Genomic DNA, 23,514 nt, shown 5'->3' on the forward strand with positions numbered 1-23,514 from the left:
GTTCCATCTGCCCTTCGCCTGGTTCGGCGACCGCACGGCGTTCGTGAACTTCCGGATGCCGCTCCAGTTCTTCCCGACGAACCGGCGGCTGGAGGCGGGGATGCCGTTCATCCTCGACATGGCTCCGGTGTACAAGGGCTTCACGGCCGACATCGGGTATTCGGGCTGCCTCGGTCTCCACCCCGTGCACGACCAGCTCCTCACCGACCTGCGCGATCACCGTGACCTGATCCTGCGCGAGGTCCGCGAGCGGCGCCCGCTCCGGGAGATCTACGAGGACGTGGACCGGCTGATGGTCCGGCAGGGGTACGCCAACCGGCACCGCGCGTACCCCTTCGGCGTCATCGCCCACAAGGTCGGCCGGGTCAGGGAGCGGCGCTGGTCCCCGACGCTCTTCGGGTTCGGGACGCAGGCGTTGAAGGGGCTCGCGAGCGACGCCCTCCACGGTCACCGGGACGGCTGGTCGCCGCTGTGGTCCCCGTACCGGTTCTCCGATCATCCGCCCCGGCCCGGGCTGTGGGCGGTCGAGCCGCACATCGGGTTCAGGGGCACGGGCGCGAAGTTCGAGGAGCTGCTGGTGGTCACCGACTCCAGGGACCCCGAACAGAGCGCGTTCTGGCTGGACGACGATCTGCCGCACGTGCGGCGCTGGGAGGCGGTCTGATGGTGACGGACGTGTGGGGGGGCGCCCGGGAGCGCCGGGTCCGTACGGGCGGGGTGGAGTTGTGCGTCGCCGAACTGGGCGACGCGGACCGGCCGACGGTCGTGCTGGTGCACGGGTACCCGGACTCCAAGGAGGTGTGGTCCGAGGTCGCGGCGCGGCTCGCCGAGCACTTCCACGTGGTGCTGTACGACGTACGCGGCCACGGCCGGTCGACGGCCCCGAAGCCGCTGCGCGGCGGGTTCACGCTGGAGAAGCTGACCGACGACTTCCTGGCGGTGGTGGACACGGTCAGTCCCGGCAGGCCGGTGCACCTGGTCGGGCACGACTGGGGGTCGGTGCAGGCGTGGGAGTTCGTCACGGTCGAGCGGACCGAGGGGAGGATCGCCTCCTTCACCTCGATGTCCGGCCCGTCGCTGGACCACCTCGGGCACTGGATCAAGCAGCGCGTGAGCAGGCCCACCCCGCGCAGGGTCGGCCAGTTGCTCGGCCAGGGCGCCAGGTCCTGGTACATCTACGCGCTGCACACCCCGCTGCTGCCGGAGCTGGCCTGGCGGGGGCCGCTCGCCAAGCGGTGGCCCGGGCTGATGCGGCGGATGGAGAAGGTGCCGGACGACGGCTATCCGACCGCCTCGCTCCCGGCCGACGCGGCACACGGCGCCTGGCTCTACCGGGACAACATCCGGGCGCGGCTGCGACGCCCGCGCGCGGACGCGTACGCCCACGCGCCCGTGCAGCTGATCACGCCGACCGGTGACGCCTTCCTGTCGGAGCGGCTCTACGACGACCTGGCCACATGGGCACCGGGGCTGGTGCGCCGTACGCTGCCGGCCAAGCACTGGGTGCCACGCACGCGGCCGGACCAGCTGACCGCGTGGATCAGCGAGTTCGTCCGGGCGCACGAGGACCGGGGCGGCGAGGTGCCGGCGCCGGTCGCGACGGGCCGCCGGTACGCGGACCGGTTCGGCGGGCAGCTGGTCCTGGTCACGGGCGCCGCCAGCGGTATCGGGCGGGCCACCGCCTTCGCGTTCGCCGAGGCCGGCGCGCGGGTGGTGGCGGTGGACCGGGACGCGGAGGGCGCCGCCCGGACGGCCGCGATGGCCCGGCTGATCGGCGCGCCGGACGCCTGGGGCGAGGTGGTGGACGTCAGCGACGAGCAGGCCATGGAGAAACTCGCCGCGAAGGTCGCCACCGAGTACGGCACGGTGGACGTGCTGGTGAACAACGCCGGGACGGGTCTGTCCGGATCGTTCCTCGACACCACGAGCGACGACTGGAAGAAGGTCCTCGACGTCAACCTGTGGGGTGTCATCCACGGCTGCCGCATCTTCGGTCGGCGGATGGCCGAGCGCGGGCAGGGCGGCCACATCGTCAACATGGCTTCCGCGGCCGCGTTCCAGCCGTCCAGGATGCTGCCCGCGTACAGCACGTCCAAGGCGGCGGTACTGATGCTCAGCGAGTGCCTGCGCGCGGAGCTGGCCGGCCGGGGCATCGGGGTCACCGCCGTCTGTCCGGGCATCGTGAACACCAACATCACCACCACCGCCCGCTTCGCCGGGGTGCCGGAGGACGAGGAGAAGCGCCGGCAGAAGAAGGCCGCCCGGCTGTACGGGATGCGCAACTACCCGCCGGAGAAGGTCGCCGAAGCGATCCTGCGGGCCGTGGTGAGGAACGAGGCGGTGGTGCCGGTGACGCCGGAGGCCCGTGGCGCGCGGCTGCTGTCCCGGCTGGCGCCGGGGGCCCTGCGGGCGCTGGCCCGGCTGGACGTGAAGCTGTGACCCGGCAGCGGTCGTACCATCCCTCACGGAGCGGGCCGGGGTAGCAGGGGAGCGAGAGCGGGGAGCGAGGAGCGGGTGTGGACGAGCAGGCGGCGCGGATACCGGTGGCCGAATACCGGATCGAGGACCTGGCGCGGCACAGCGGCGCCACGGTCCGGACCATCCGCGCCTACCAGGCCCGGGGGCTGCTGCCGAAGCCGGAGCGGCGCGGCAGGTCGAACGTGTACGGCGACGCCCATCTGACCCGGCTGCGGCAGATCGCCGACCTGTTGGAGCGCGGCTACACCCTGGCGTCCATCAAGGAGCTCCTGGAGGCCTGGGACGCGGGCCGCGGTCTCGGCGGCGTCCTGGGGCTGGTCGCCGAGGTGCACGGGCCGTGGACGGACGAGGAGGCCGACCGGATCACGCGCGCGGAGCTCGCCGCCACCTTCGGCGGCACCCCGGACGAGGAGGCGGTGGAGGAGGCCCTGGAGCTCGGCGTACTGGAACGTGTGCCGGGGCGTGACGACGAGTTCCTCGTGCCGAGCCCCCAGGAACTGGCTGTCGCCGCCGAGTTGTACGCCGCGGGGGTGCCGTTGTCGGCGATCTCCGGTCACCTCAGGGAACTTCGCGGCCAGGTGGAGCACATCGCCCACCGTTTCCTGGAGTTCACCACGGAGCACGTCTTCGCCCGCTATCTCGAACACCGGCCGCCCACGGACGCGGACGCCTCGGAGGCGGCGGCCCTGGTACGGCGGCTGCGACCGCTCGCCCAGCAGACGGTGGACGCCGAACTGGCGCGCGCCATGCGGACGTCCGCCGCTCGCCACCTCCAGCACCATCTTTCGTCCGAAGGGCCGGGGGTGACCGACGACGGGTCACGTCAGGTGGCACTGCCCGCCGCGACGATCCGGTCCGTGCACAGGCTGGTTGGCCAACAGAACGCGGCCGCGTTCATCACGGCGGCGGTGGAACGGGAGCTTCAGGCACGGACATTGGATACATTGGCCTCAACGCGCCCTAATTGCGGCGAAGTAGATCAAACCCCCTGACATGGTGCGCCAGTTGTCCACAGAATCGTCAAATTGCCTGTGGATAACCCGAGTTGTTTGTGGACCAAACCTCCAAGCCGGAATTCCCGTGGCCTCGGGAGCGTGATGCCTGACACGCTGAGCGATGTGAACAGTGGCAGAGGCATGCATGACGCGGACGGGGCGGACGGCGCGGGGGAGATTGACGGCCCGGACGAGAAGAACGGGGCGGAGGTCATGGACAGCGGGCGGACCGTGAGGGTGTCGAAGTACCTCGCGAGACACCTGCGCCACCAGCCCGAGCGCATCGGACTCGTCCTGGACGCCCACGGCTGGGTGCCGATCGACGACCTGCTGCGGGCGGCCGCCGGGCACGGCGTGCGGATCACCCGCGCCGAACTGGAGCACGTGGTCGCGGTCAACGACAAACGGCGCTTCGCGATCGACGGCGACCGCATCCGCGCCAGCCAGGGCCACACCGTCGCCGTCGACCTGGACCTGCCGACCGCCGAACCGCCCACGTACCTCTACCACGGCACCGTCGCCCGCAGCCTGCCCGCGATCCGTGCCGAGGGGCTGCGCCCCATGGCCCGCCACCACGTCCATCTGTCGGCCGACCGCGAGACGGCCACCCGGGTCGGCGCCCGGCGCGGCCGGCCCGTCGTGCTGCCCGTGGACGCCGGTGCCATGCGGCGGGACGGCCATGTCTTCCACGTCAGCGCCAACGGGGTCTGGCTCACCGCCGCCGTACCGCCCGCCTACCTCCGGTTCGCCGAGCAGGGCTGAGCCGCCACCGCCACCGGACCCGGCCGGCCCGAACCGGGCCCGGGCTCCAGCCGGCTCGGATCGGCTCCGGGTCCGGCCGCTCGGGCCCTGGCCCCCGGCCCGCTCCGGCCGGCACGCGGGCCCGTCCTCGCGCCTCAGCGCAGCTGGGCGAGAGCCTCCGTCGCGATCCGCTCGAAGACCCGCTCGTCGGTGGCGAACATCGAGCCCGCGATCGGCGCGTGGACCACGATCTCCGTGAAACCCAGCTCGAAATGACGGCCCGCGAAGTCCACGAAGGCGTCGACCGACTCCAGCGGGCGGTCCGGGGTGAACCCGGTCAACAGCACCTTGTCCAGCTCGTCGCCGTCCCGCCCGGCTTCCGCGCACACCTTGCCGAGCTTCCCGAGCTGCCCCCGCAGGGCCTCGTACGAATCCGCCGGCGTACCCGTCTCGAACAGCTTCGGATCCCCGGTCGTCACCCACGCCTGCCCGTGCCGCGCGGCCAGCCTCATGCCCCGCGGTCCGGTGGCGGCGACGGCGAAGGGCATCCTCGGCCGCTGCACACACCCGGGGGTGTTGCGCGCCTCGCCCGCCGAGTAGAACGCCCCCTCGTACGTCACCGACGCCTCCGTCAGCAGCCGGTCCAGCAGCGGTACGAACTCCGCGAGGCGGTCCGCCCGCTCACGCGGGGCCCACGCCTCCTGTCCCAGCGCCGTCGCGTCGTAGCCGTTGCCGCCCGCGCCGATGCCCAGCGTGATCCGGCCACCGGAGATGTCGTCCAGCGAGACCAGCTCCTTGGCGAGCGTGACCGGATGCCGGAAGTTCGGTGAGGTCACCAGCGTGCCGAGCCGCATCCTCTCCGTGGCGGCGGCCGCCGCCGTCAGCGTCGGAATCGCGCCGAACCACGGCCCGTCCCGGAACGGCACCCGCCATGACAGGTGGTCGTAGGTGTACGCGGCGTGGAAGCCGAGCCGCTCGGCCCGCAGCCACGTGTCGCGACCGCCGTCGTGCCAGCGGCGGGTGGGGAGGATCACCGTGCTCAAACGCATGGATCGAGCCTACGTCGCCCCACCGGGAGAGCCGGCAAGGCTCAGATGTGCAGCTATCCGCACGCCCGTGCACTCCCGTACGGGAGAATGGGCGGGTGACCTCAGCGACCTCTCCCCTCCCCCGGCCCACGGCACACCGACGTCCCCGGTTGATCGCCACAGACCTCGACGGAACGCTTCTGCGCGACGACAAATCGGTCTCCCACCGGACGATCACAGCGCTCGCCGCGGCCGAGGAGGCCGGCATCGAGGTCTTCTTCGTCACCGGCCGGCCCGCCCGGTGGATGGGCGTCGTCAGCGACCATGTCCACGGTCACGGCCTGGCCATCTGCGCCAACGGCGCGGCCGTCGTCGACCTGCACTCCGGCGGCAAGCTCCTGGAGGTCCGGCCGCTGGAGCGGAGCACCGCCCTGGAGGTCGTGGCGACGCTCCGCCGCGAGGCACCCGGCACCGCCTTCGCGGCCGAACTCACCACCGGCTTCAACTACGAACCCGACTACCCGCCCTTCTGGCTCGACCCGCACGCCACCATCGCCTCCGCCGAGGAGTTCCTGCACGAGGAGGAGCCCGGCCTCGGCGCGCCCATGCTCAAGCTGCTCGCCCACCACCCGGACCTGACGCCGGACGGCTTCCTCGCCCTGGCGCGTACGGCCGCCGGAGCACACGCGAGCATCACCCGCTCCAGCCCCAGCGCGCTGCTGGAGATCAGCGGCCTGGGCGTCTCCAAGGCCAGCACCCTCGCGCTGTGCTGCGCGGAGCGCGGTATCTCCGCCGACGAGGTGGTGGCGTTCGGGGACATGCCGAACGACATCGAGATGCTGTCCTGGGCGGGTCGCTCGTACGCGATGGGCAACGCGCACCCGGACGTGGTCGCCGCCGCCTCCGGCCGGACCGTGGCCAACAACGACGACGGCGTCGCGCGCGTCATCGAGGACATCCTCGGCACGCGCTGACGCCGGTCACCGGCCCAGCCGGACCCCGTGCTCGCCCAGCCAGCGCACCGGGTCCACGGCCGATCCCATGTACGGGGTGAGCCGCACCTCGAAGTGGAGGTGCGGCCCCGTCGAGTTGCCGGTGTTGCCCGACCGCCCGATCACCTGCCCCGCGACGACCGGCTGCCCCGGGGCCACGGCGGGCGCGGCGAGGTGCGCGTACTGCGAGTGCCAGCCGCCCGCGTGCCGCACCACCACCTCGATGCCGAACGCCCCGCCGCAGGACACCGACCGCACCCGGCCCGCCCCGATCGACCGCACCGGGGTGCCGACGGCCACCGCGAAGTCCTGCCCCGTGTGCCGGTGGGCCCAGTGCGCGCCCGCCCGGTGGAATCCGGCGGACAGGACGTACTCCTCCACCGGTGCGACCCAGTCGCGGCCACCGCCGGGCCGGCCGGTGCGCCGGGCCGGCGTCCCCGCGGCACCAGCGCCCGCCGTGACACCGGCACCCACCGCCGCGCCCACCCTCCCGGACGCGCCCACACCGGCGCTCACACCCGCCCCCGCCACAACGCCCGCCCCCGAGCTCGCGCCCACACCCACGCTCACGCCCACACCCGCCGTCCCTCGGGCCCCCGCCCTCGCACCCACACCCGCCCCCGCCGTCACACGCGCCCCACCTCCACCGTCGCTCCCACCCACACCAACACCGGCACCAACACCCGCACCAGCCCCGGCACCAACACCTCCGCCCCCACCACCGCCACCGCCACCGCCAGCCGCAGCCACACCCCCGCACCGGCCCGCCGCCACCTTCCGGTCCGCCTCCGCCTGGAGCCGCCCCTGAGCCCGCTCCAGCCGCGTCTCGATGCCCCGCCGGATCGTGGCCAGCCGCTTCCGGCGGATGTCCAGCCCCTGCCACGCGGCGCGGGCCTCCGCCTCGGCCCGTGCCAGGCGCCGTTCCGCCTCCTGGGTGCGCTCCATGAGGCGGTTCACCACCCGGTCCGCCTGCCGGGCGAGCCGCTCCGCCCGCATCACCTCGTCGACGTCGTCGCCCAGGAGCAACCGCGCGGTCAGGCCCGCGGAGCCGCCGGCCCGGTACTGGGCCCGGGCGACCTCGCCCATCCGGTCGTTCAGCACGGCCAGTTCGCGCCGTTTCAGGGCCAGCTGCCGCTGGAGCCGGCCGGCGAGGGCGCGCTGCCCGGCCGCCGCCCGCCTGCCCTGCTCATACGTCTCCGTGGCCCGTGCGGCCTCGTCGTAGAGCCGCGCCACCTCCGCGGCCGCGCCACCCGGCCCGTCGGCGGCGGCAGCCGCGGGCTGGGGAAGCAGAGCGAGCAGGACGGTCAGCGCCACGAGCAACATCCTGGGATGGTGGCGCCGGGCGCCCCCGATGTCCGGCACCCCAGGGGTGTCGTACCGCCGACCGGCCCACAGTCGTTGCCCCGGGTGGCCTAGGGACGCACCCGGAAGGGTCCCTGCAGGGGCGCCTCCCACACCACCGTCGTACCGCCGCCGTCCTCGCCGATCCCCGGGCCGCACCAGCTGGATCCGCCCAGTGACTCCGCGCGCCGGGCGAGGTTGCGCAAGCCGCTGCGCCGTCCGCCCTCGGGCAGGCCCACTCCGTCGTCGGCGACGGTCAGCCGGACGCCTCGCGCACCGTCGGGGAGCGTCGCCGTGGCGTCGACGACGACATCGATCCGTCGCGCGTGGGCGTGCCGGAAGGCATTGGACAGCGCCTCGCGCACCGCCGCGATCAGATTCTTTCCCGTGAGTTCGCCGACCGCCGAGTCGACGGGGCCGGTGAAGCGGTGCGTGGGTGTGAAGCCCAGCGGCACGGCCGCCATGTTGATCTCCCGCAGGACGCGGGTGCGCAGTCCCGACGGCCCCTCGTCCGGGTCCGGTTGCAGCGCGAAGATGGCGGTGCGGATCTCCTGGATGGTGACGTCGAGTTCGTCGACGGCCCTCGCCACCCCCTCCTGGACGACAGGGGAGAGGTCCTTGCGCTGGGCGCTCTCCAGCATCATCCCGATGGCGAAGAGCCGCTGGACGACCAGGTCGTGCAGGTCGCGGGCGATCCGGTCCCGGTCCTCGTACACCGCGAGGCGCTCACGGTCGCGCTGCGCCTCCGCCATCATCAGCGCCAGTGCGGCCTGCGAGGCGAACTGGGTGGCCAGGGTGCGTTCCGTCCCGCTGAACTGACGGGCGCCGGGGGCGCGGAGCGTGGCGAGGGCTCCCAGGACGCGACCGCCGCTTCGCAGGGGCAGCATCATGCCGGGCCCGTAGCGCCGCGCCAGCGGGGTGATCAGGCGCGGGTCGGTCGCCGCGTCCGCCACGAAGACCGCCTCGCCCGCCAGCAGCCGTTCGACGGCCGGGCTCCCGGGCGGGACGACCACGCCCAGGGCGGTGGACGGGTCGTCGGCGGAGACGGCGACGATCTCCAGGCCTCCGCTGCCGTCGGCGGCCGGCAGCAGCACGATGCCGGCGCACGCGTCGGCCGGCCCCCTGGCCTGTTCCGCCACCACCGAGAGGGCCTCGTCGGCGTCGCCGCCGGACAGCAGCGCCGTGGTGACGGCCACCGAGCCGTCGATCCACCGTTCACGCCGGCGCGCCGCCTCGTAGAGGCGGGCGTTGCCGACGGCGATCCCCGCCTCGGTGGCCAGCACCCGCACCATGTGCAGGTCGTCGTCGTCGAACTCGGCCCCGCCCCGCTTCTCCGTCAGATAGAGGTTCCCGAAGACCTCGCCCTGGACGCGGATCGGTACGCCGAGGAAGCCGCGCATCGGAGGGTGGCCGGGCGGGAACCCGGCGGCCCGCGGATCCGCCGTCAGATCGGCGAGCCGCATGGCCTCGGGGTGGTGGATGAGCGTGCCGAGAAGACCGGCGTGCCCATCGGGGCGGCGGCCGGTCTCGCGCGCGGTCTCGTCGGAGATCCCGTACGTCACGAAGTCCGACAGGCCCTCGCCCTCCTCGTCGACCACGCCGATGGCGGCGTAGCGGGCGTCGGCGAGCGCGGCGGCGGTCTCGCAGATCCGGTCGAGGGTGGAGCGGAGCTCGAGTCCGGTGCCGACGGCGCGCATGGCTTCCAGCAGTTGCGGCACACGGGCGGTCAGCTCGGCCGACAGTCCGTGGAGGCCGTCGGGCGCCCGCTCGGCCGCCGCTGCCATGTCGTGCTCCTGGTGGTGCTCCGGTCGCTCGGGCGCGGTCATGCCCCCGAGCGTAATTAGTCCCATTTGTTGAGGAAAGTCGGCTCTGCGGCGCGGGAGTGCAGCAGGAGGTCCGCCGCCCGCTCGCGCTCCAGCATCCGGCGCAGCGCCCCGTCGGTGTCGGCCAGCCCGGCGTAAGTGCCCCGCTGTACGGCGCGTCCTTCCTCCAGGACGACGACTTCGTCCACCTCGTCGAGGCCGTGCAGCCGGTGGGTGATCAGCACGGTCGTACGACCCTCGGTGGCACGCAGCAGGTCGTCGGTGAGCGCGTCCGCCGTGGCGAGGTCCAGGTGCTCGGCGGGCTCGTCCAGCACGAGGACGGGGAAGTCGGCGAGGAGCGCCCGGGCGAGGGCCAGGCGCTGCCGCTGTCCGCCGGAGAGCCGTGCGCCGTGTTCGCCGACGAGGGTGTCCAGCCCCTCGGGCAGGCTGTCCACCCAGTCCAGCAGCCGGGCCCGGTCGAGCGCCGCGCGCAGGTCGTCGTCGCCGGCGCCGGTCCTGGCCAGTCGCAGGTTCTCCCGGATGGAACTGTCGAAGGTGTGCGCGTCCTGGGCGCAGAGCCCCACCAGCCGGCGCACGTCGTCGCCGTCGAGCGCGGTCGCGTCCGTCCCGCCGATCCGGTACGTCCCGTCCCGGGCGTCCAGGAACCGCAGCAACACCTGGGCGAGCGTCGTCTTGCCGGATCCCGACGCCCCCACGACGGCGACCCTCCGGCCCGGCTCCAGGCGAAGGTCGAACTCCGCGAGGGCGTCCCGGTCCTGGCCCTCGTACCGGGCGGTGAGACCGCGCAGCTCCAGCGGGAACGGGCTGTCCGGGGCGGGCAGGGGCTGGCTCGGTTCGTGTACGGGCACGGGGGCGTCGAGCACCTCGTACACCCGCTCCGCGCTCCGCCTGACGCGCTGGCGGTACTGCACGGCCAGGGGGAGACCGGTGACCGCCTCGAACGCGGCGAGCGGGGTCAGGACGACCACGGCCAGCGCCACGCCGTCGAGCCGCCCGTCCCCTACCGCCTGTACGCCCACGAGGGCGGCCGCAACCACGGTGGCCCCGGTGACCACCGCGGAGAGTCCGCCGCCCAGGGCGGTGGCGCCGGCCTGGCGGGTGGCGATCCGGGTGAGGGCGCCGTCCGCCTCGCGCACCCGGGCGACACGTCCGGCGAGGGCGCCCGCCACCGTCAGCTCGGCGCAGCCGCGCAGCAGGTCCACGATCCGGGCGGCGAGTACACCGCGCGCGGGGGAGAGCCGCTGCTCGGCGCGGCGGGCCACGGCGCCGCTCACCAGCGGTACGGCCACCCCGGCGACGAGGAGCCCGGCCGCGAGGACCGCCCCGGCCTCGGGCAGCAGCCACGCGGTGAACCCGACGGCACCCGCGCCGACCACAGCGGCGGTGCCGGCCGGCAGCAGCCACCGCAGCCAGTAGTCCTGGAGGGCGTCCACGTCGGAGACGAGCCGCGACAGCAGGTCGCCTCGGCGCACCGCGCGCAACCCGGCCGGCGCGATCCGCTCCAGCCTGCGGTAGACGGCGACCCGCAGGTCGGCCAGCATCCGCAGCACGGCGTCGTGCGACACGAGCCGCTCGGCGTACCGGAACACCGCCCGCCCGATACCGAACGCCCGGGTCGCCGTCACGGCCACCATCAGGTAGAGCACCGGCGGCTGCTCGGAGGCCCGCGAGATCAGCCACCCGGACACGGCCATGAGCCCCACGGCCGACCCTAGCGCCAGGCTGCCCAGCAACAGCGCCAGCCCGAACCGCCCGCGCAGCTCCCCGGCCGCCCCGCGTACCCGCGCCAGCACTCCACCGCCGGGCCGGGAATCCCCGGCAGCGGCAGCGGCCTCCACAGCGTCCTGACGCCCGCCCACCAGCCCGAACGCCGCGTCCAGCGCGTCCAGACCGCGTGGCGCGCCCCTCTCGCCGGTGTCCGCCCCTCCGGCAGCGCGCTCCCCCAGCGTGACGACCCGGTCGGCCACCGTCAGCAGCGCCGGACGGTGGACGACCAGGAGCACCGTCCGCCCCTCGGCGAGGCGGCGCACCGCGTCCACCACGGCGCCCTCGGTCGCGCCGTCCAGCGCCGCCGTCGGCTCGTCCAGCAGGAGCAGTGGCCGGTCGGCCAGGAACGCCCGCGCCAGGGCGAGCCGCTGGCGCTGCCCCGCCGACAGTCCCGCGCCGTCCTCACCCAGCACCGTCGCGGCGCCCGCCGGCAACGCGTCCACGAATGCGGCCGCTCCGGCGTCCCGCAACGCCCGCGCCAGGTCGGCGTCGTCGGCGTCCGGCCGGGCGAGGCGCACGTTCTCCGCGATGGTCCCCGCGAACAGGTACGGCCGCTGGGGCACCCACGCGATCCGCTCCCGCCACCGCTCCGGGTCCAGGGACCGCAGGTCGACGCCCCCGACGCGGACCGTGCCCTCACCCTCCGAGGGCTCCGCGAACCCCAGCACCACATCGAGCAGCGTCGACTTGCCGACGCCGCTCGGTCCGACCAGGGCGACCGTCTCGCCCGGCTCCACGACCAATGACGCACGGTCAAGCGACGGCTCGCCGCGCCCCGCGTGCCGCACGGTCACGTTGTCCAGCTCCAACCGTACGGAGGCCGGCACCGCCGCGCCCCCGCCCGCCCGGGCCGGCGCCTCCAGCACGGCGAAGATCTCCTCCGCCGCCGACAGCCCCTCCGCCGCCGCGTGGTACTGGGCACCGACCTGCCGCAACGGCAGGTACGCCTCGGGCGCCAGGATCAGGATCACCAGCCCCGTGTACAGATCCAGGTCCCCGTGCACCAGGCGCATGCCCACGCCGACCGCGACGAGGGCCACCGACAGCGTGGAGAGCAGTTCCAGCGCGAACGACGACAGGAAGGCGATCCGCAGCGTCCGCAGCGTCGCCTGCCGGTACTCGGACGTGATCGCCCGGATCGACTGAGCCTGCGCCTTGGCCCGGCCGAACACCTTCAGCGTCGGCAGCCCGGCGACCACGTCGAGGAAGTGGCCCGACAGCCGGGACAGCAGCTTCCACTGCCGGTCCGTCCGGGCCTGGGTGGCCCAGCCGATGAGGACCATGAAGAGGGGGATCAGCGGCAGGGTCCCGACGATGATCGCCGCCGACACCCAGTCCTCGGTGACGATCCGGGCCAGGACCGCCACCGGTACCACCACCGCCAGCCCGAGTTGCGGCAGATAGCGGGAGAAGTAGTCGTCGAGCGCGTCCACCCCTCGTGTGGCCAGCGCCACCAGCGAACCGACTCGCTGCCCGCTCAGCCACCCCGGCCCGAGCGCGGCGGCCCGTTCCAGCAGCCGGCCGCGCAGCTCCGACTTGACCGCGGCGCTCGCCCGGTGGGCGGCCAGCTCGGTCAGCCACGTGACGACGCCCCGGCCGACCGCGACCACGGCCAGCAGCACCAGCGGCTTCGCCAGGTCACCGGTGTCCAGCTCCCGCTGGAACGCGCCCACCACCACTTCGGCGATGAGCATGGCCTGGGCGACGACCAGCGCCGCCCCGATGACACCCAGGACGACCACCGCCGCCAGGAACAGACGAGTGGCCCGGGCGTAGCGGAGCAGACGCGGGTCGATCGGTTTCACGTGAAACATTCCCTACCGTGCGCTAGTGGGCTTCGGCGATGTGCTGCGTGCCGATGCGCTTGCGGAAGACCCAGTACGTCCATCCCTGGTACAGCATCACCAGCGGCGTGGCGACCGCCGCACACCAGGTCATGATCTTCAGGGTGTACGGGCTGGACGCCGAGTTCGCGACGGTCAGGCTCCAAGCCGGGTCCAGCGAGGACGGCATGACGTTCGGGAAGAGCGTCAGGAAGAGCATCGCCACAGCGGCCGCGATCGTGACGCCCGAGAGCGCGAACGACCACCCCTCACGCCCCGCCTTGATCGCGCCGACCGCCGCGACCAGCGCCACGGCGGCGACCGCCATGGCGACGAGGCTCGTACCGTCACCCCGGGACACCTGGAGCCACCCCAGGAAGCCGAGCGAGAGCACCACGGTGACCGATCCCAGCGACAGCGCCAGCTTCCGTGCCCGTGCCCGGATGTCCCCGACCGTCTTGAGCGCGGTGAAGACGGTGCCGTGGAAGGTGAACAGTGTCAGGGTCACCACTCCGCCGAGCAGCGCGAAGGGGTTGAGCAGATCGACCATCGTGCCCACGTACTCCTTGGTCGCGTCGATCCGCACGCCCCGCACGATGTTGGCGAAGGCGACACCCCAGAGGAAGGCGGGGACCAGCGACGTCCAGAAGATGGCCTGCTCCCAGTTGTGCTGCCACTTCTCCTCCGGGCGCTTGGCCCGGTACTCGAAGGCGACGCCCCGCACGATCAGGCAGACCAGGATGACCAGCAGCGGCAGGTAGAAGCCGGAGAATAGGGTGGCGTACCAGTCGGGGAAGGCGGCGAAGGTGGCTCCGGCGGCCGTGAGCAGCCACACCTCGTTGCCGTCCCAGACCGGCCCGATGGTGTTGATCAGCACCCGCTTCTCCACCCGGTTACGGGCGAGCAGCTTGGTCAGGACGCCGACGCCGAAGTCGAAGCCCTCCAGGAAGAAGTACCCGGTCCACAGGACCGCGATGACGACGAACCATATGTCGTGCAGTTCCATGCCTCAGCTCCAGTCCTCAGTACGAGAAGGCCATCGGACGGTCGACTTCACGCTCGGGGTTCTCCGGGTCCCGGTCGTGGCCGCCGATCCTGGTGGGCGGGTTGAGGTCGGACTCGGTCAGCTCGGGCGGGCCGGCCTTCACGTACTTCACGAGCAGCCGGACCTCGATCACTGCGAGCACCGCGTAGATGGCCGTGAAGACGACCATCGAGGTGATCACCTCGGCCTGGGAGACACCGGGTGAGACGGCGTCACGGGTACGCAGCACCCCGTACACCACCCAGGGCTGCCGGCCCATCTCGGTGAAGATCCAGCCCCAGGAGTTGGCGATGAGCGGGAAGGCCAGAGTCCACAGCGCGACGAGCCAGTAGAGCTTCGTCAGCTTCGGGCTGAGGGGCTTCCTGAACAGCACCACGTGGGGCACCTCGTCCTCCGCCACCCGCAGCCGTGCGGGCAGCAGGAACCGCTTCCGGGTCAGCCACAGGCCGAGCAGGCCGAGCGAGAAGGACGCCATGCCGAAGCCGATCATCCACCGGAATCCCCAGTAGGCGACGGGGATGTTGGGCCGGTAGTCGCCCGGGCCGTACTTCTCCTGGAGCGCCTTGTTGGTGTCGTTGATGCCGGGCACGTACGACTCGAAATCGCTGTGGGCGAGGAAGGAGAGCAGCCCGGGGATCTCCACCGCGACCTTGTTGTGGCCCTTGTCCACGTCGCCGACGGCGAAGACCGAGAACGGAGCCGGCTTCTCGCCCTCCCACAGCGCCTCGGCCGCGGCCATCTTCATCGGCTGCTGTTCGTACATAACCTTGCCGAGGAAGTCGCCGCTGATCGCGGTGAACATGCCACCGACCACCACGGTGACCAATCCCAGCCGGAGGGAGGTCTTCATCACCGGGATGTGCTTCTTGCGCGCCAGGTGGAAGGCGGCGATGCCGACCATGAAAGCGCCACCCGTCAGGAAGGCCGCCGACATGGTGTGGAAGACCTGCGTCAGCGCCGTGTTCTGGGTGAGTACGAGCCAGAAGTCGGTGAGCTCGGCCCGGCCGGTCTTTTCGTTGATCTTGTAACCGACCGGGTGCTGCATCCAGGAGTTGGCCGCCAGGATGAAGTACGCCGACAGAATGGTGCCGATCGACACCATCCATATGCAGGCCAGATGGATCCTCTTCGGCAGCTTGTCCCAGCCGAAGATCCACAGGCCGATGAAGGTCGACTCGAAGAAGAACGCGATCAGCGCCTCGAAGGCGAGCGGCGCTCCGAAGACGTCGCCGACGAAGCGCGAGTAGTCGGACCAGTTCATGCCGAACTGGAACTCCTGCACGATGCCGGTGACCACGCCCATCGCGATGTTGATGAGGAACAGCTTCCCCCAGAACTTCGTCGCCCTGAGGTACTTCTCCTTCTCGGTCCGCACCCATGCCGTCTGGAGACCGGCGGTGAGTGCGGCGAGGGAGATCGTCAGGGGAACGAAGAGGAAGTGGTAGACGGTGGTGATACCGAACTGCCACCTCGCCAGCGTCTCTGGCGCCAGAGCCAGGTCCACGTCAGCTTCTCCTTACGGGCTACGTCCTACGGTCCGGACGTCCTTGCGTCGCCTCGCCGATTCCGGTGGATCTTGGGAGGAACCAGGCGCGCTTGTGAATGCGTTCACAATCACAAGCTATTATGACTCACACGAAATCCGAAGCCGGAACCGGGGGCCCTCTTCCCCGAAACTTCAACATCTTGTTGAATTTCGCGCATGCAGATACGTATCTCCTGGCCCGCCGGCCAGGTCACCGCAACCCTGGACGAAACGCCCACCAGCAAGGCGCTCGCAGCGGCCCTCCCGATCACCTCCACCGCCTACACCTGGGGCGAGGAGGTGTACTTCGAGACTCCGGTCTCCCCGGCCCCTGAGGCCGACGCCCGGCAGGTGGTCGAGCCCGGCACGGTGGCCTTCTGGACCGAGGGCGACGCGCTGGCCCTCCCCTACGGCCCCACACCGATCTCCCGCGGGGACGAATGCCGGCTGGCGAGCCCCTGCAACGTCCTCGGCCGGCTCGACGGCGACCCCCGCGTCCTCGCCACGGTCCGCCCGGGCGACCCCATCCGCGTAGAGCCCGTCCGCTGATCCGAACGGCTCCGGACGGCCGAGAGGCCCGCCCGCCCGCTTCGCCGCCCACCCCGTAGACGGCCGGAGCCGGCCGTCACGCCCGCCTCACCACCAGCAGCAGACGGGCGACGGCCCGGGCGGCGCCGTGCGGGACCGGCGACCCGACCCGAGCACGTCGCCACCCGCCCCGACGAGCCGGCCCCAAGCGGCCATGCCCCACTCGACGAGTGCAGCCGCACCCCCGGCGCTCACCACCGGCCGGGCGCGCACCCCCCACCGGTGAGCACCCACAGCCCCCGGGGCGCCGGGCCCCCGGGCCCCCGGGCTGCCCAAACCGCCCCGGGCCGCCGGGCCGCCCCGGCCGCACATCACCGCCACCCGGGGCGCGGGCGTCGCCCCGGTGTCCGGACCGCGCGCCGCTGCGCCGCCGGCTCCGCACCAGCCCGGCCGCCTCTGCCCCGGGCCCCAGGCTGCCCAAGACCGCCCCGGCCCGCCCCGGCCCGCCCCGGGGCGTGGCCTCGACCGGCTAGAAGCGCTCCTTGCGGAAGGCCTCCGCCGCACGCAGGAAGATGTCGTTCGCCTCGGTCTCGCCGATGGTGACCCGCACGCCCTCCCCCGGGAACGCCCGCACGACCACGCCCGCCTGCTCGCACGCGGCAGCGAAGTCCACGGTGAGCTCGCCCAGCCGGAGCCAGACGAAGTTGGCCTGCGTTTCCGGGACCGTCCAGCCCTGGCCGACGAGCCCCTCGGAGACCCGCTGCCGCTCGCACACCAGGGAGCCCACCCGCCCCAGCAGCTCGTCCTCCGCGCGCAACGAGGCCACGGCCGCGTCCTGCGCGAGCTGGCTGACGCCGAACGGAACCGCCGTCTTGCGCAGCGCCGCGGCCACCGGCTCGTGCGCGACCGCGAAGCCGACGCGCAGTCCGGCCAGCCCGTACGCCTTGGAGAAGGTGCGCAGGACGGCGACATTGGGGCGCTCGCGGTAGATCTCCACGCCGTCCGGTACCTCGACGTCCCGGATGAACTCGCGGTACGCCTCGTCCAGCACGACCAGCACGTCGGACGGCACCCGGTCCAGGAACCTCTCCAGCTCGGCCCGGCGCACCACCGTGCCGGTCGGGTTGTTGGGGTTGCAGACGAAGATCAGCCGCGTGCGGTCGGTGATCGCGTCGGCCATCGCGTCCAGGTCGTGCACATCACCGGCGGTGAGCGGCACCTGCACCGGCGTCGCACCGCTGATCTGGGTGATGATCGGGTACGCCTCGAAGGAGCGCCAGGCGTAGATCACCTCGTCACCGGGGCCGGAGGTGGCCTGCACCAGCTGCTGCGCCACGCCCACCGAGCCCGTGCCGGTGGCCAGGTGGGACACGGGCACCCCGAAACGCTCGGCGAGCTCGTCCATCAGCCCCGTGCAGGCCATGTCCGGGTACCGGTTGAAGGCCGACGCCGCGGCCAGCGCGCTCTCCATGACCCCGGGCAGCGGCGGGTACGGGTTCTCATTGGAGGACAGCTTGTACGCGACCGGCCCCTCGGCCGCGGCGGGCTTGCCCGGCTTGTAGGTGGGGATGCCGCCCAGCACGGCGCGCAGCTTCGGGCTCGTCTCGCTCACTCTGGTCCTCCTCGACCGTACGTACCACCAATACTGCTCACCATATGAGGATTCCGCTCCGCTGCGAATGGCCGAATGCTCACCCGGTCCCTTCCCGGGGTTCCACAGCACCCCGGCAGCACCGCGCCACGACCACCGCGCACGCCGCGCGCGGCCACCGCGCACCCCGCACGCCACCAGCGCGACGCCAGGGGGGAGCGCTCCCCCGGATGTCGTGCGCCCGTGGCTCGCGCCGTGGCGCGCGTCCCCCGTAGAGGTGAGTTGAGGCCACGCCGAAACCTCCTCCCTTTGGCAGGCCCATGCACGCCGACGCCTCGCGACGGCAAGCGGAATGGCTCAACCACCTGGCTTTCCATGGCAGTTGCGGGGTGGCGCCCATGCAGAAACGTGCCTGTCAACGAGTGAATATGCGAACGGCCCAACCGCCCGCCATCGCCCTACTATCGGCTCGCCATGACAGCAGCAGGGAAGCACCAGGTGAGCCGGGCACAGACCCGGGGAAGCCGGCAAGGGCGAGCGGGCATCCGGGACGTGGCCGCCGCAGCCGGGGTCTCCATCACGACTGTCTCCGACGCGCTCAACGGCAAGGGCCGGCTCCCGGACGCCACCCGCCGCCATGTCCGCGAGGTCGCTGACCGGTTGGGCTATCGCCCGTCCGCCGCGGCCCGCACGCTCCGTACCGGCAAGTCCGGCCTCATCGGCCTGACCGTGACGACCTACGGGGATGAACCTTTCACCTTCACCGAGTTCGCGTACTTCGCCGAGATGGCCAGGGCCGCCACCTCCGCCGCGCTCGCCCGCGGCTACGCCCTGGTCATTCTCCCCGCCACCTCCCGCCATGACGTCTGGTCGAACGTCGCCCTCGACGGCACCGTCGTCATCGACCCCTCCGACCACGACCCGGTCGTCACCGAGCTGGTCCGCCAGGGGCTACCCGTCGTCTCCGACGGGCGTCCGGCCGGCACCCTCCCGGTCACCGCCTGGGTCGACAACGACCACGAGGCCGCGGTCCTCGACCTGCTCGACCACCTCGCCGCCGCCGGTGCCCGCCGGATCGGCCTGCTCACCGGCACCACGACCGACACGTACACACGCCTGTCCACCACCGCGTACCTCAGCTGGTGCGAGCGCGTCGGGCAGGACCCCGTCTACGAGGCCTACCCGGCCCATGACCCCTGCGCCGGCGCGGTCGCCGCCGACCGGCTGCTGGCCCGCCCGGACCGCCCCGACGCCGTGTACGGGCTGTTCGACCCCAACGGCACCGACCTGCTGGCGGCAGCACGGCGCTACGGGCTACGGGTACCGGACGACCTGCTGCTGGTCTGCTGCAGCGAGTCGACCGTCTACGCGGCCACCGAACCGCCCATCACCACGCTCTCCCTCAAGCCCCGCCGGATCGGTACGGCGGTGGTCCAGTTGCTCATCGACGCCATCGAGGGCATCGGCGTCGACCGGCCCGTCGAGCAGGTGATACCGACCGAGCTGATCGTCCGGACGTCCTCCCAGCGACGGCCTCCGCGGACGACCGTCAGCCCTCCCCGTTCCCCCTCCCAGGAGTGACCGACACGTGGCGCCCGCGAACGACGGGAGCCGCTCCTCGGTCAAGACCACCGGCAAACCTTCCCAATTGGGGAGGAAACGGCCCATGAATCCGGGGTGCACCCGGATTCACCACCCCTGGTGCGTCACACAGCACAAGGCTCATTCCTATGATGGGCGGACGACACCGCGGACCGCCCCGACCAGGCCGGTCCGCCAGGTGTAGGGCGTCGCGACGGTGGTGGAGGGGTCGATGACTCAGGGGGCCGGTCAAGGACCCGTGGTGCGGACGGCGACGTTGCGCGACTTCCGCGTACCGCCGTACGCCCAGGTGCCCGTACAGGCTCATGCCGCTCAGGCCTCGCACCCGGGCAACGCGTTCCCCGAGGGTGAGCTGCCCGAGGGGTACACGCCGACCGAGCGCGACCTCCCGGTGATCAATCGCGGCGACACCGTCCAGGTGTCCGCCGCCCCCGACGAGATCCCGGCCACGGCACCGGCCCCGGCACCGGAGAGCGGGCCGGGCCCCCTGTACGTGGTGGGCGACGTCCACGGGTATCTCGACGAGCTCCTCGCCGCCCTGCACCGCCAGGGCCTCATCGACGCCGAAGGGCGCTGGGCGGCGGGCAACGCCCGGCTGTGGTTCCTCGGCGACTTCACCGACCGCGGCCCTGACGGCATCGGCGTGATCGATCTCGTCATGCGGCTCTCCGCCGAGGCAGCCGCCGCCGGTGGCTACTGCAAGGCCCTGATGGGCAATCACGAGCTGCTGCTGATCGGCGCCAAGCGGTTCGCGGACACCCCCGTCAACTCCGGCGCCGGTACGGCCACCTTCCAGGCGGCCTGGCTGCTCAACGGCGGCCAGAAGAGCGACATGGACCGCCTTCAGGACGTCCACCTCCAGTGGATGTCCCGGCTGGACGCCGTAGTGGAGGAGGACGGGCACCTGCTGGTGCACTCCGACACCACGGCCTACCTGGAGTACGGCTCCACCATCGAGGACGTCAACGACACCGTCCACGAGATCCTCACCCGCAGCGACGCCGATGAGTGCTGGGACCTGTTCCGCAAGCTCACCAAGCGTTTCGCCTTCCGGGACGGGGCCGGGCCCACAGCCGTGCAGGAGCTCCTGTCGGCCTACGGTGGCGAGCGCATCGTCCACGGCCACAGCCCGATTCCGTATCTGCTGGGCGAGGTGGGGTCGGAGGACGGCGAGGACGGCGGCGGCCCGACGGTCGAAGGACCGCACGTGTACGCGGACGGACTGGCGATCGCCATGGACGGCGGTGTGACCATGGCCGGAAAGCTGCTGGTCGTACAGCTCCCGCTGCCCAACTGACGCATAACGCTGCGCAGTCGGACCAGGCGATTTCCGGAATTCCTCTGTCACCCCGCGCCGTAACGGCTCTACCATCGGTATTTCCGTAGCAGGCTCTCCTCCGTTTCTGCCCGACCGTCCGTTCTACGCGGGCAAACCGGGCCCTACGGAGCATCGGGGGATGCACATGAAAAGCGCTCCGCACCTGCTGACCGAGGACCGCGCCGAGTACGAGCGCATCCTCGACGACGCACTGCGCACCGCGCACGACCGTCCGGACCTCGCCGGGGTCGGGCAGCGGCTCAACACCGAGCAACTGCGCACCATGGCCCTGAACGCGACCGCGCTGATATCCGCGTCCGCCGCCGCGGAGTACGACCACTACGTCGTGGTGCGCGAGGAGTCGCGTTCCCCGAGTGGAGTGTCGGCGATCGGCGCCGTTCTGGCCTCGCCCGGGGACGAGCCCGACGCGGGGCCGGGCGCCGGAGTCGGTGTCATCGTCACCGTGCTCGCGCCGGTTCTGGCCGGCACGGCCGCGGCCATCTTCCTGCTGGTCGGCTATGTCCTGAAGATGCTCGACCCGGCGCCCGCCTTCGCGGATTCGCTGCTGGCGGCGGGGTGGTTCTTCGGAGCCGTCACGGCTGCCGGCATTCTGGCAGCCGCCATCGGCCTGCTGGTCACGGCGCTGCGCAACAGGTCCACCCAGGTCCCGGCTCAGGAGCCCGGAGACGAGCTGCCCGACGAGGTCGCCCGCGCCAGGGAGGCCTGGCGTCACGCCCTGCTGGAGCGGGGGATTCTGCCGTTCCTGCGGGACGCGCTGGCGGAGGCCAGTGCGGACCCCTTCTCGGAGGTGCCACCGCGCCACGTCGACCGGATCCCGAAGGTGGGGTACGACGGGCCGCGTTTCTCCAGCCCCAGCGAGGGCGGCACCGGTTCCCGCCCCACGTTCACCAGTCCCGACTTCACCAGCCCGGACTTCGGGGGCCCGGAGCACCAGCCCGACTGAAACGCCTTGTCCACGACACCGGGGCTGGCGCCTGTTTCACGTGAAACGAACAGACGTTTCACGTGAAACAGGCAGATGTTCCATCGGGGACCGCCAGCCGTCAGCTATCAGCGGTCAGCCGTCAGCTGTCAGTCCGCCAACGGCAGGTAGACCCGGTTGCCCGCCGCGGCGAACTCCGCGGACTTCTCCGCCATTCCGGCTTCGATCTCCTGCTCCTTCAGGTCTCCACCGTGCTCGCGCCGGATGTCCTGCGAGATCTTCATCGAGCAGAACTTCGGCCCGCACATGGAGCAGAAGTGCGCGGTCTTCGCCGGCTCGGCGGGCAGCGTCTCGTCGTGGAACTCCCTCGCCGTGTCGGGGTCGAGGGCCAGATTGAACTGGTCCTCCCACCGGAACTCGAACCGGGCGTCCGACAGCGCGTCGTCCCACTCCTGAGCGCCCGGGTGCCCCTTGGCGAGGTCCGCCGCATGGGCCGCGATCTTGTAGGTGATGACGCCGGTCTTCACGTCGTCCCGGTTGGGCAGGCCCAGGTGCTCCTTGGGCGTGACGTAGCAGAGCATCGCCGTACCCCACCAGGCGATCATCGCCGCGCCGATACCGGAGGTGATGTGGTCGTAGGCCGGGGCCACATCGGTGGTCAGCGGGCCGAGCGTGTAGAACGGCGCCTCCTCGCAAATCTCCTGCTGAAGGTCGATGTTCTCCTTGATCTTGTGCATCGGGACGTGTCCCGGGCCCTCGATCATGGTCTGTACGTTGTGCCGCTTGGCGATCGTGTTCAACTCGCCGAGCGTCCGCAGCTCAGCGAACTGCGCCTCGTCGTTGGCGTCCGCGATCGAGCCGGGCCGCAGGCCGTCGCCGAGCGAGTACGTCACGTCGTAGGCGGCGAGGATCTCGCAGAGCTCCTCGAAGTTCTCGTACAGGAACGACTCCTTGTGGTGCGCCAGGCACCACGCCGCCATGATGGAGCCGCCACGGGAGACGATGCCGGTCTTGCGGCGCGCGGTCAGCGGCACGTACCGCAGGAGCACGCCGGCATGGACGGTCATGTAGTCGACGCCCTGCTCGGCCTGCTCGATGACCGTGTCCTTGTAGATCTCCCAGGTCAGCTCCTCGGCCTTGCCGTCGACCTTCTCCAGGGCCTGGTAGAGCGGCACGGTACCGATCGGTACGGGCGAGTTGCGCAGGACCCATTCGCGGGTGGTGTGGATGTTGCGGCCGGTGGAGAGGTCCATGACCGTGTCGGCACCCCAGCGGGTGGCCCAGGTCATCTTGTCCACCTCCTCCTCGATGGACGAGGTGACCGCCGAGTTGCCGATGTTGGCGTTGACCTTCACCAGGAACCGCTTGCCGATGATCATCGGCTCGATTTCCGGATGGTTGACGTTGGCCGGCAGGACCGCCCGGCCGGCCGCGATCTCCTCACGCACGACCTCGGGGGAGACGTTCTCGCGGATCGCGACGTACTCCATCTCCGGCGTGATCTCGCCCCGGCGGGCGTACGCGAGCTGCGTCACCGCCTGGCCGCCGCGGCCCCGGCGGGGCTGGCGCGGGCGGCCGGGGAAGACGGCGTCGAGGTTGCGCAGCCCACCGCGCGGCGAGGTGTGCTTGATCCCGTCGTCCTCGGGGCGGACCGGGCGGCCCGCGTACTCCTCGGTGTCCCCGCGGGCGATAATCCAGTTCTCGCGCAGCGGCTCCAGGCCGCGGCGTACATCGGTCTCGATATGCGGATCGGTATACGGTCCCGACGTGTCGTACAGCGTCACGTCCTTGCCATTGGTGAGGTGCACCTTGCGGACCGGCACTCGGAGGTCGGGGCGCGAGCCCTCGACGTACCCCTTGTGCCAGCCGATGGACTTCCCAGCCTCGTCGTTCTGGTTCGAGGCAGGCGTGCGTGCGTCCTGAACGGTCATACTGACCTACTCCCTACGCCGGCATTACCCGGTAACAGGTTCG

Annotated in this window: 17 protein-coding genes; 9 read left to right on the top strand and 8 right to left on the bottom strand. The window is 71.9% G+C overall.

Going from position 1 to position 23,514, the window contains the following annotated elements; all coding sequences use genetic code 11:
- The 4 genes from ABD347_RS08490 to ABD347_RS08505 all read left to right on the top strand — a co-directional run.
- A partial coding sequence (locus ABD347_RS08490; protein WP_344358460.1) for a M24 family metallopeptidase occupies positions 1-664 on the top strand: 664 nt, incomplete at its 5' end.
- Positions 664-2,439, top strand: a complete 1,776-nt coding sequence (locus ABD347_RS08495; RefSeq protein WP_344358463.1) for an SDR family oxidoreductase — start codon at positions 664-666, stop codon at positions 2,437-2,439. The genes ABD347_RS08490 and ABD347_RS08495, both read left to right, overlap by 1 nt.
- 77 nt (positions 2,440-2,516) lie before the next feature.
- Positions 2,517-3,470: a MerR family transcriptional regulator gene (locus tag ABD347_RS08500; protein ID WP_344358465.1), complete on the top strand. Its 954-nt coding sequence runs from the start codon at positions 2,517-2,519 to the stop codon at positions 3,468-3,470.
- A 216-nt stretch (positions 3,471-3,686) separates the two neighbouring features.
- Positions 3,687-4,235 carry an RNA 2'-phosphotransferase gene (locus tag ABD347_RS08505; protein WP_344358564.1) on the top strand — a complete coding sequence of 183 codons (549 nt, stop codon included), beginning with the start codon at positions 3,687-3,689 and terminating at the stop codon, positions 4,233-4,235.
- Positions 4,236-4,369: 134 nt separating this feature from the next.
- On the opposite strand, the gene ABD347_RS08510 is transcribed toward ABD347_RS08505, so the two are convergent.
- Complete coding sequence (locus tag ABD347_RS08510; RefSeq protein WP_344358468.1) at positions 4,370-5,263, bottom strand: LLM class flavin-dependent oxidoreductase; 894 nt, start codon at positions 5,261-5,263, stop codon at positions 4,370-4,372.
- A 95-nt stretch (positions 5,264-5,358) separates the two neighbouring features.
- Here ABD347_RS08510 and ABD347_RS08515 point away from each other — a divergent pair, with 95 nt between their 5' ends.
- Positions 5,359-6,216: a Cof-type HAD-IIB family hydrolase gene (locus ABD347_RS08515; RefSeq protein ID WP_344358470.1), complete on the top strand. Its 858-nt coding sequence runs from the start codon at positions 5,359-5,361 to the stop codon at positions 6,214-6,216.
- 6 nt (positions 6,217-6,222) lie between these two features.
- Here ABD347_RS08515 and ABD347_RS08520 read toward each other — a convergent pair whose 3' ends face one another.
- The 5 genes from ABD347_RS08520 to ABD347_RS08540 form a co-directional block, all read right to left on the bottom strand.
- A complete protein-coding gene (locus ABD347_RS08520) occupies positions 6,223-7,557 on the bottom strand; it encodes a peptidoglycan DD-metalloendopeptidase family protein (protein ID WP_344358473.1) in 1,335 nt (444 codons plus the stop codon).
- 89 nt (positions 7,558-7,646) lie between these two features.
- A complete protein-coding gene (locus tag ABD347_RS08525; protein ID WP_425575606.1) occupies positions 7,647-9,401 on the bottom strand; it encodes a sensor histidine kinase in 1,755 nt (584 codons plus the stop codon).
- Between the two features lie 14 nt (positions 9,402-9,415).
- A complete protein-coding gene (gene cydD, locus ABD347_RS08530) occupies positions 9,416-12,970 on the bottom strand; it encodes a thiol reductant ABC exporter subunit CydD (protein WP_344358475.1) in 3,555 nt (1,184 codons plus the stop codon).
- A gap of 22 nt (positions 12,971-12,992) precedes the next feature.
- Complete coding sequence (gene cydB, locus ABD347_RS08535) at positions 12,993-13,994, bottom strand: cytochrome d ubiquinol oxidase subunit II (protein ID WP_344358477.1); 1,002 nt, start codon at positions 13,992-13,994, stop codon at positions 12,993-12,995.
- A gap of 16 nt (positions 13,995-14,010) precedes the next feature.
- Entirely contained in the window at positions 14,011-15,537 is a 1,527-nt protein-coding gene (locus ABD347_RS08540; RefSeq protein ID WP_344358479.1) for a cytochrome ubiquinol oxidase subunit I, read from the bottom strand.
- A 198-nt stretch (positions 15,538-15,735) separates the two neighbouring features.
- Between ABD347_RS08540 and ABD347_RS08545 the strand changes: the two genes are divergently transcribed.
- The gene (locus tag ABD347_RS08545) at positions 15,736-16,107 is read left to right on the top strand and encodes a cyclophilin-like fold protein (protein ID WP_344358481.1); all 372 of its coding nucleotides are present in this window, start codon (positions 15,736-15,738) and stop codon (positions 16,105-16,107) included.
- Between the two features lie 508 nt (positions 16,108-16,615).
- On the opposite strand, the gene hisC is transcribed toward ABD347_RS08545, so the two are convergent.
- Positions 16,616-17,698 (bottom strand): histidinol-phosphate transaminase, encoded by a 1,083-nt coding sequence (gene hisC / locus ABD347_RS08550; RefSeq protein WP_344358484.1) that lies wholly within the window; start codon positions 17,696-17,698, stop codon positions 16,616-16,618.
- A gap of 453 nt (positions 17,699-18,151) precedes the next feature.
- Between hisC and ABD347_RS08555 the strand changes: the two genes are divergently transcribed.
- The 3 genes from ABD347_RS08555 to ABD347_RS08565 all read left to right on the top strand — a co-directional run bounded on the left by ABD347_RS08555 (position 18,152) and on the right by ABD347_RS08565 (position 21,561).
- Entirely contained in the window at positions 18,152-19,258 is a 1,107-nt protein-coding gene (locus tag ABD347_RS08555) for a LacI family DNA-binding transcriptional regulator (RefSeq protein ID WP_344358486.1), read from the top strand.
- Between the two features lie 232 nt (positions 19,259-19,490).
- Positions 19,491-20,576 (top strand): metallophosphoesterase, encoded by a 1,086-nt coding sequence (locus ABD347_RS08560; RefSeq protein WP_344358488.1) that lies wholly within the window; start codon positions 19,491-19,493, stop codon positions 20,574-20,576.
- Positions 20,577-20,736: 160 nt separating this feature from the next.
- On the top strand, positions 20,737-21,561 hold the full coding sequence (locus tag ABD347_RS08565; protein ID WP_344358491.1) for a hypothetical protein: 825 nt from the start codon (positions 20,737-20,739) through the stop codon (positions 21,559-21,561).
- A 128-nt stretch (positions 21,562-21,689) separates the two neighbouring features.
- Here the strand turns inward: ABD347_RS08565 and thiC are convergent, their stop codons facing one another.
- Positions 21,690-23,471, bottom strand: coding sequence for a phosphomethylpyrimidine synthase ThiC (gene thiC, locus ABD347_RS08570; protein WP_344358493.1), 1,782 nt, complete (start codon positions 23,469-23,471; stop codon positions 21,690-21,692).
- Between the last annotated feature and the right edge of the window lie 43 nt (positions 23,472-23,514).

The organism is Streptomyces gobitricini (genome assembly GCF_039532985.1).
GTDB lineage: Bacteria > Actinomycetota > Actinomycetes > Streptomycetales > Streptomycetaceae > Streptomyces > Streptomyces gobitricini.

What these genes read in the sequence shown, in the direction of transcription:
- ABD347_RS08565 (WP_344358491.1), top strand. Translation starts at nt 20,737, where the DNA reads ATGCACATGAAAAGCGCTCCGCACCTGCTGACCGAGGACCGCGCCGAG.
- ABD347_RS08525 (WP_425575606.1), bottom strand. Translation starts at nt 9,401, where the DNA reads ATGACCGCGCCCGAGCGACCGGAGCACCACCAGGAGCACGACATGGCA.
- ABD347_RS08495 (WP_344358463.1), top strand. Translation starts at nt 664, where the DNA reads ATGGTGACGGACGTGTGGGGGGGCGCCCGGGAGCGCCGGGTCCGTACG.
- ABD347_RS08545 (WP_344358481.1), top strand. Translation starts at nt 15,736, where the DNA reads ATGCAGATACGTATCTCCTGGCCCGCCGGCCAGGTCACCGCAACCCTG.
- ABD347_RS08520 (WP_344358473.1), bottom strand. Translation starts at nt 7,557, where the DNA reads ATGTTGCTCGTGGCGCTGACCGTCCTGCTCGCTCTGCTTCCCCAGCCC.
- ABD347_RS08510 (WP_344358468.1), bottom strand. Translation starts at nt 5,263, where the DNA reads ATGCGTTTGAGCACGGTGATCCTCCCCACCCGCCGCTGGCACGACGGC.
- thiC (WP_344358493.1), bottom strand. Translation starts at nt 23,471, where the DNA reads ATGACCGTTCAGGACGCACGCACGCCTGCCTCGAACCAGAACGACGAG.
- ABD347_RS08505 (WP_344358564.1), top strand. Translation starts at nt 3,687, where the DNA reads ATGGACAGCGGGCGGACCGTGAGGGTGTCGAAGTACCTCGCGAGACAC.
- ABD347_RS08555 (WP_344358486.1), top strand. Translation starts at nt 18,152, where the DNA reads ATGACAGCAGCAGGGAAGCACCAGGTGAGCCGGGCACAGACCCGGGGA.
- ABD347_RS08560 (WP_344358488.1), top strand. Translation starts at nt 19,491, where the DNA reads ATGACTCAGGGGGCCGGTCAAGGACCCGTGGTGCGGACGGCGACGTTG.
- cydB (WP_344358477.1), bottom strand. Translation starts at nt 13,994, where the DNA reads ATGGAACTGCACGACATATGGTTCGTCGTCATCGCGGTCCTGTGGACC.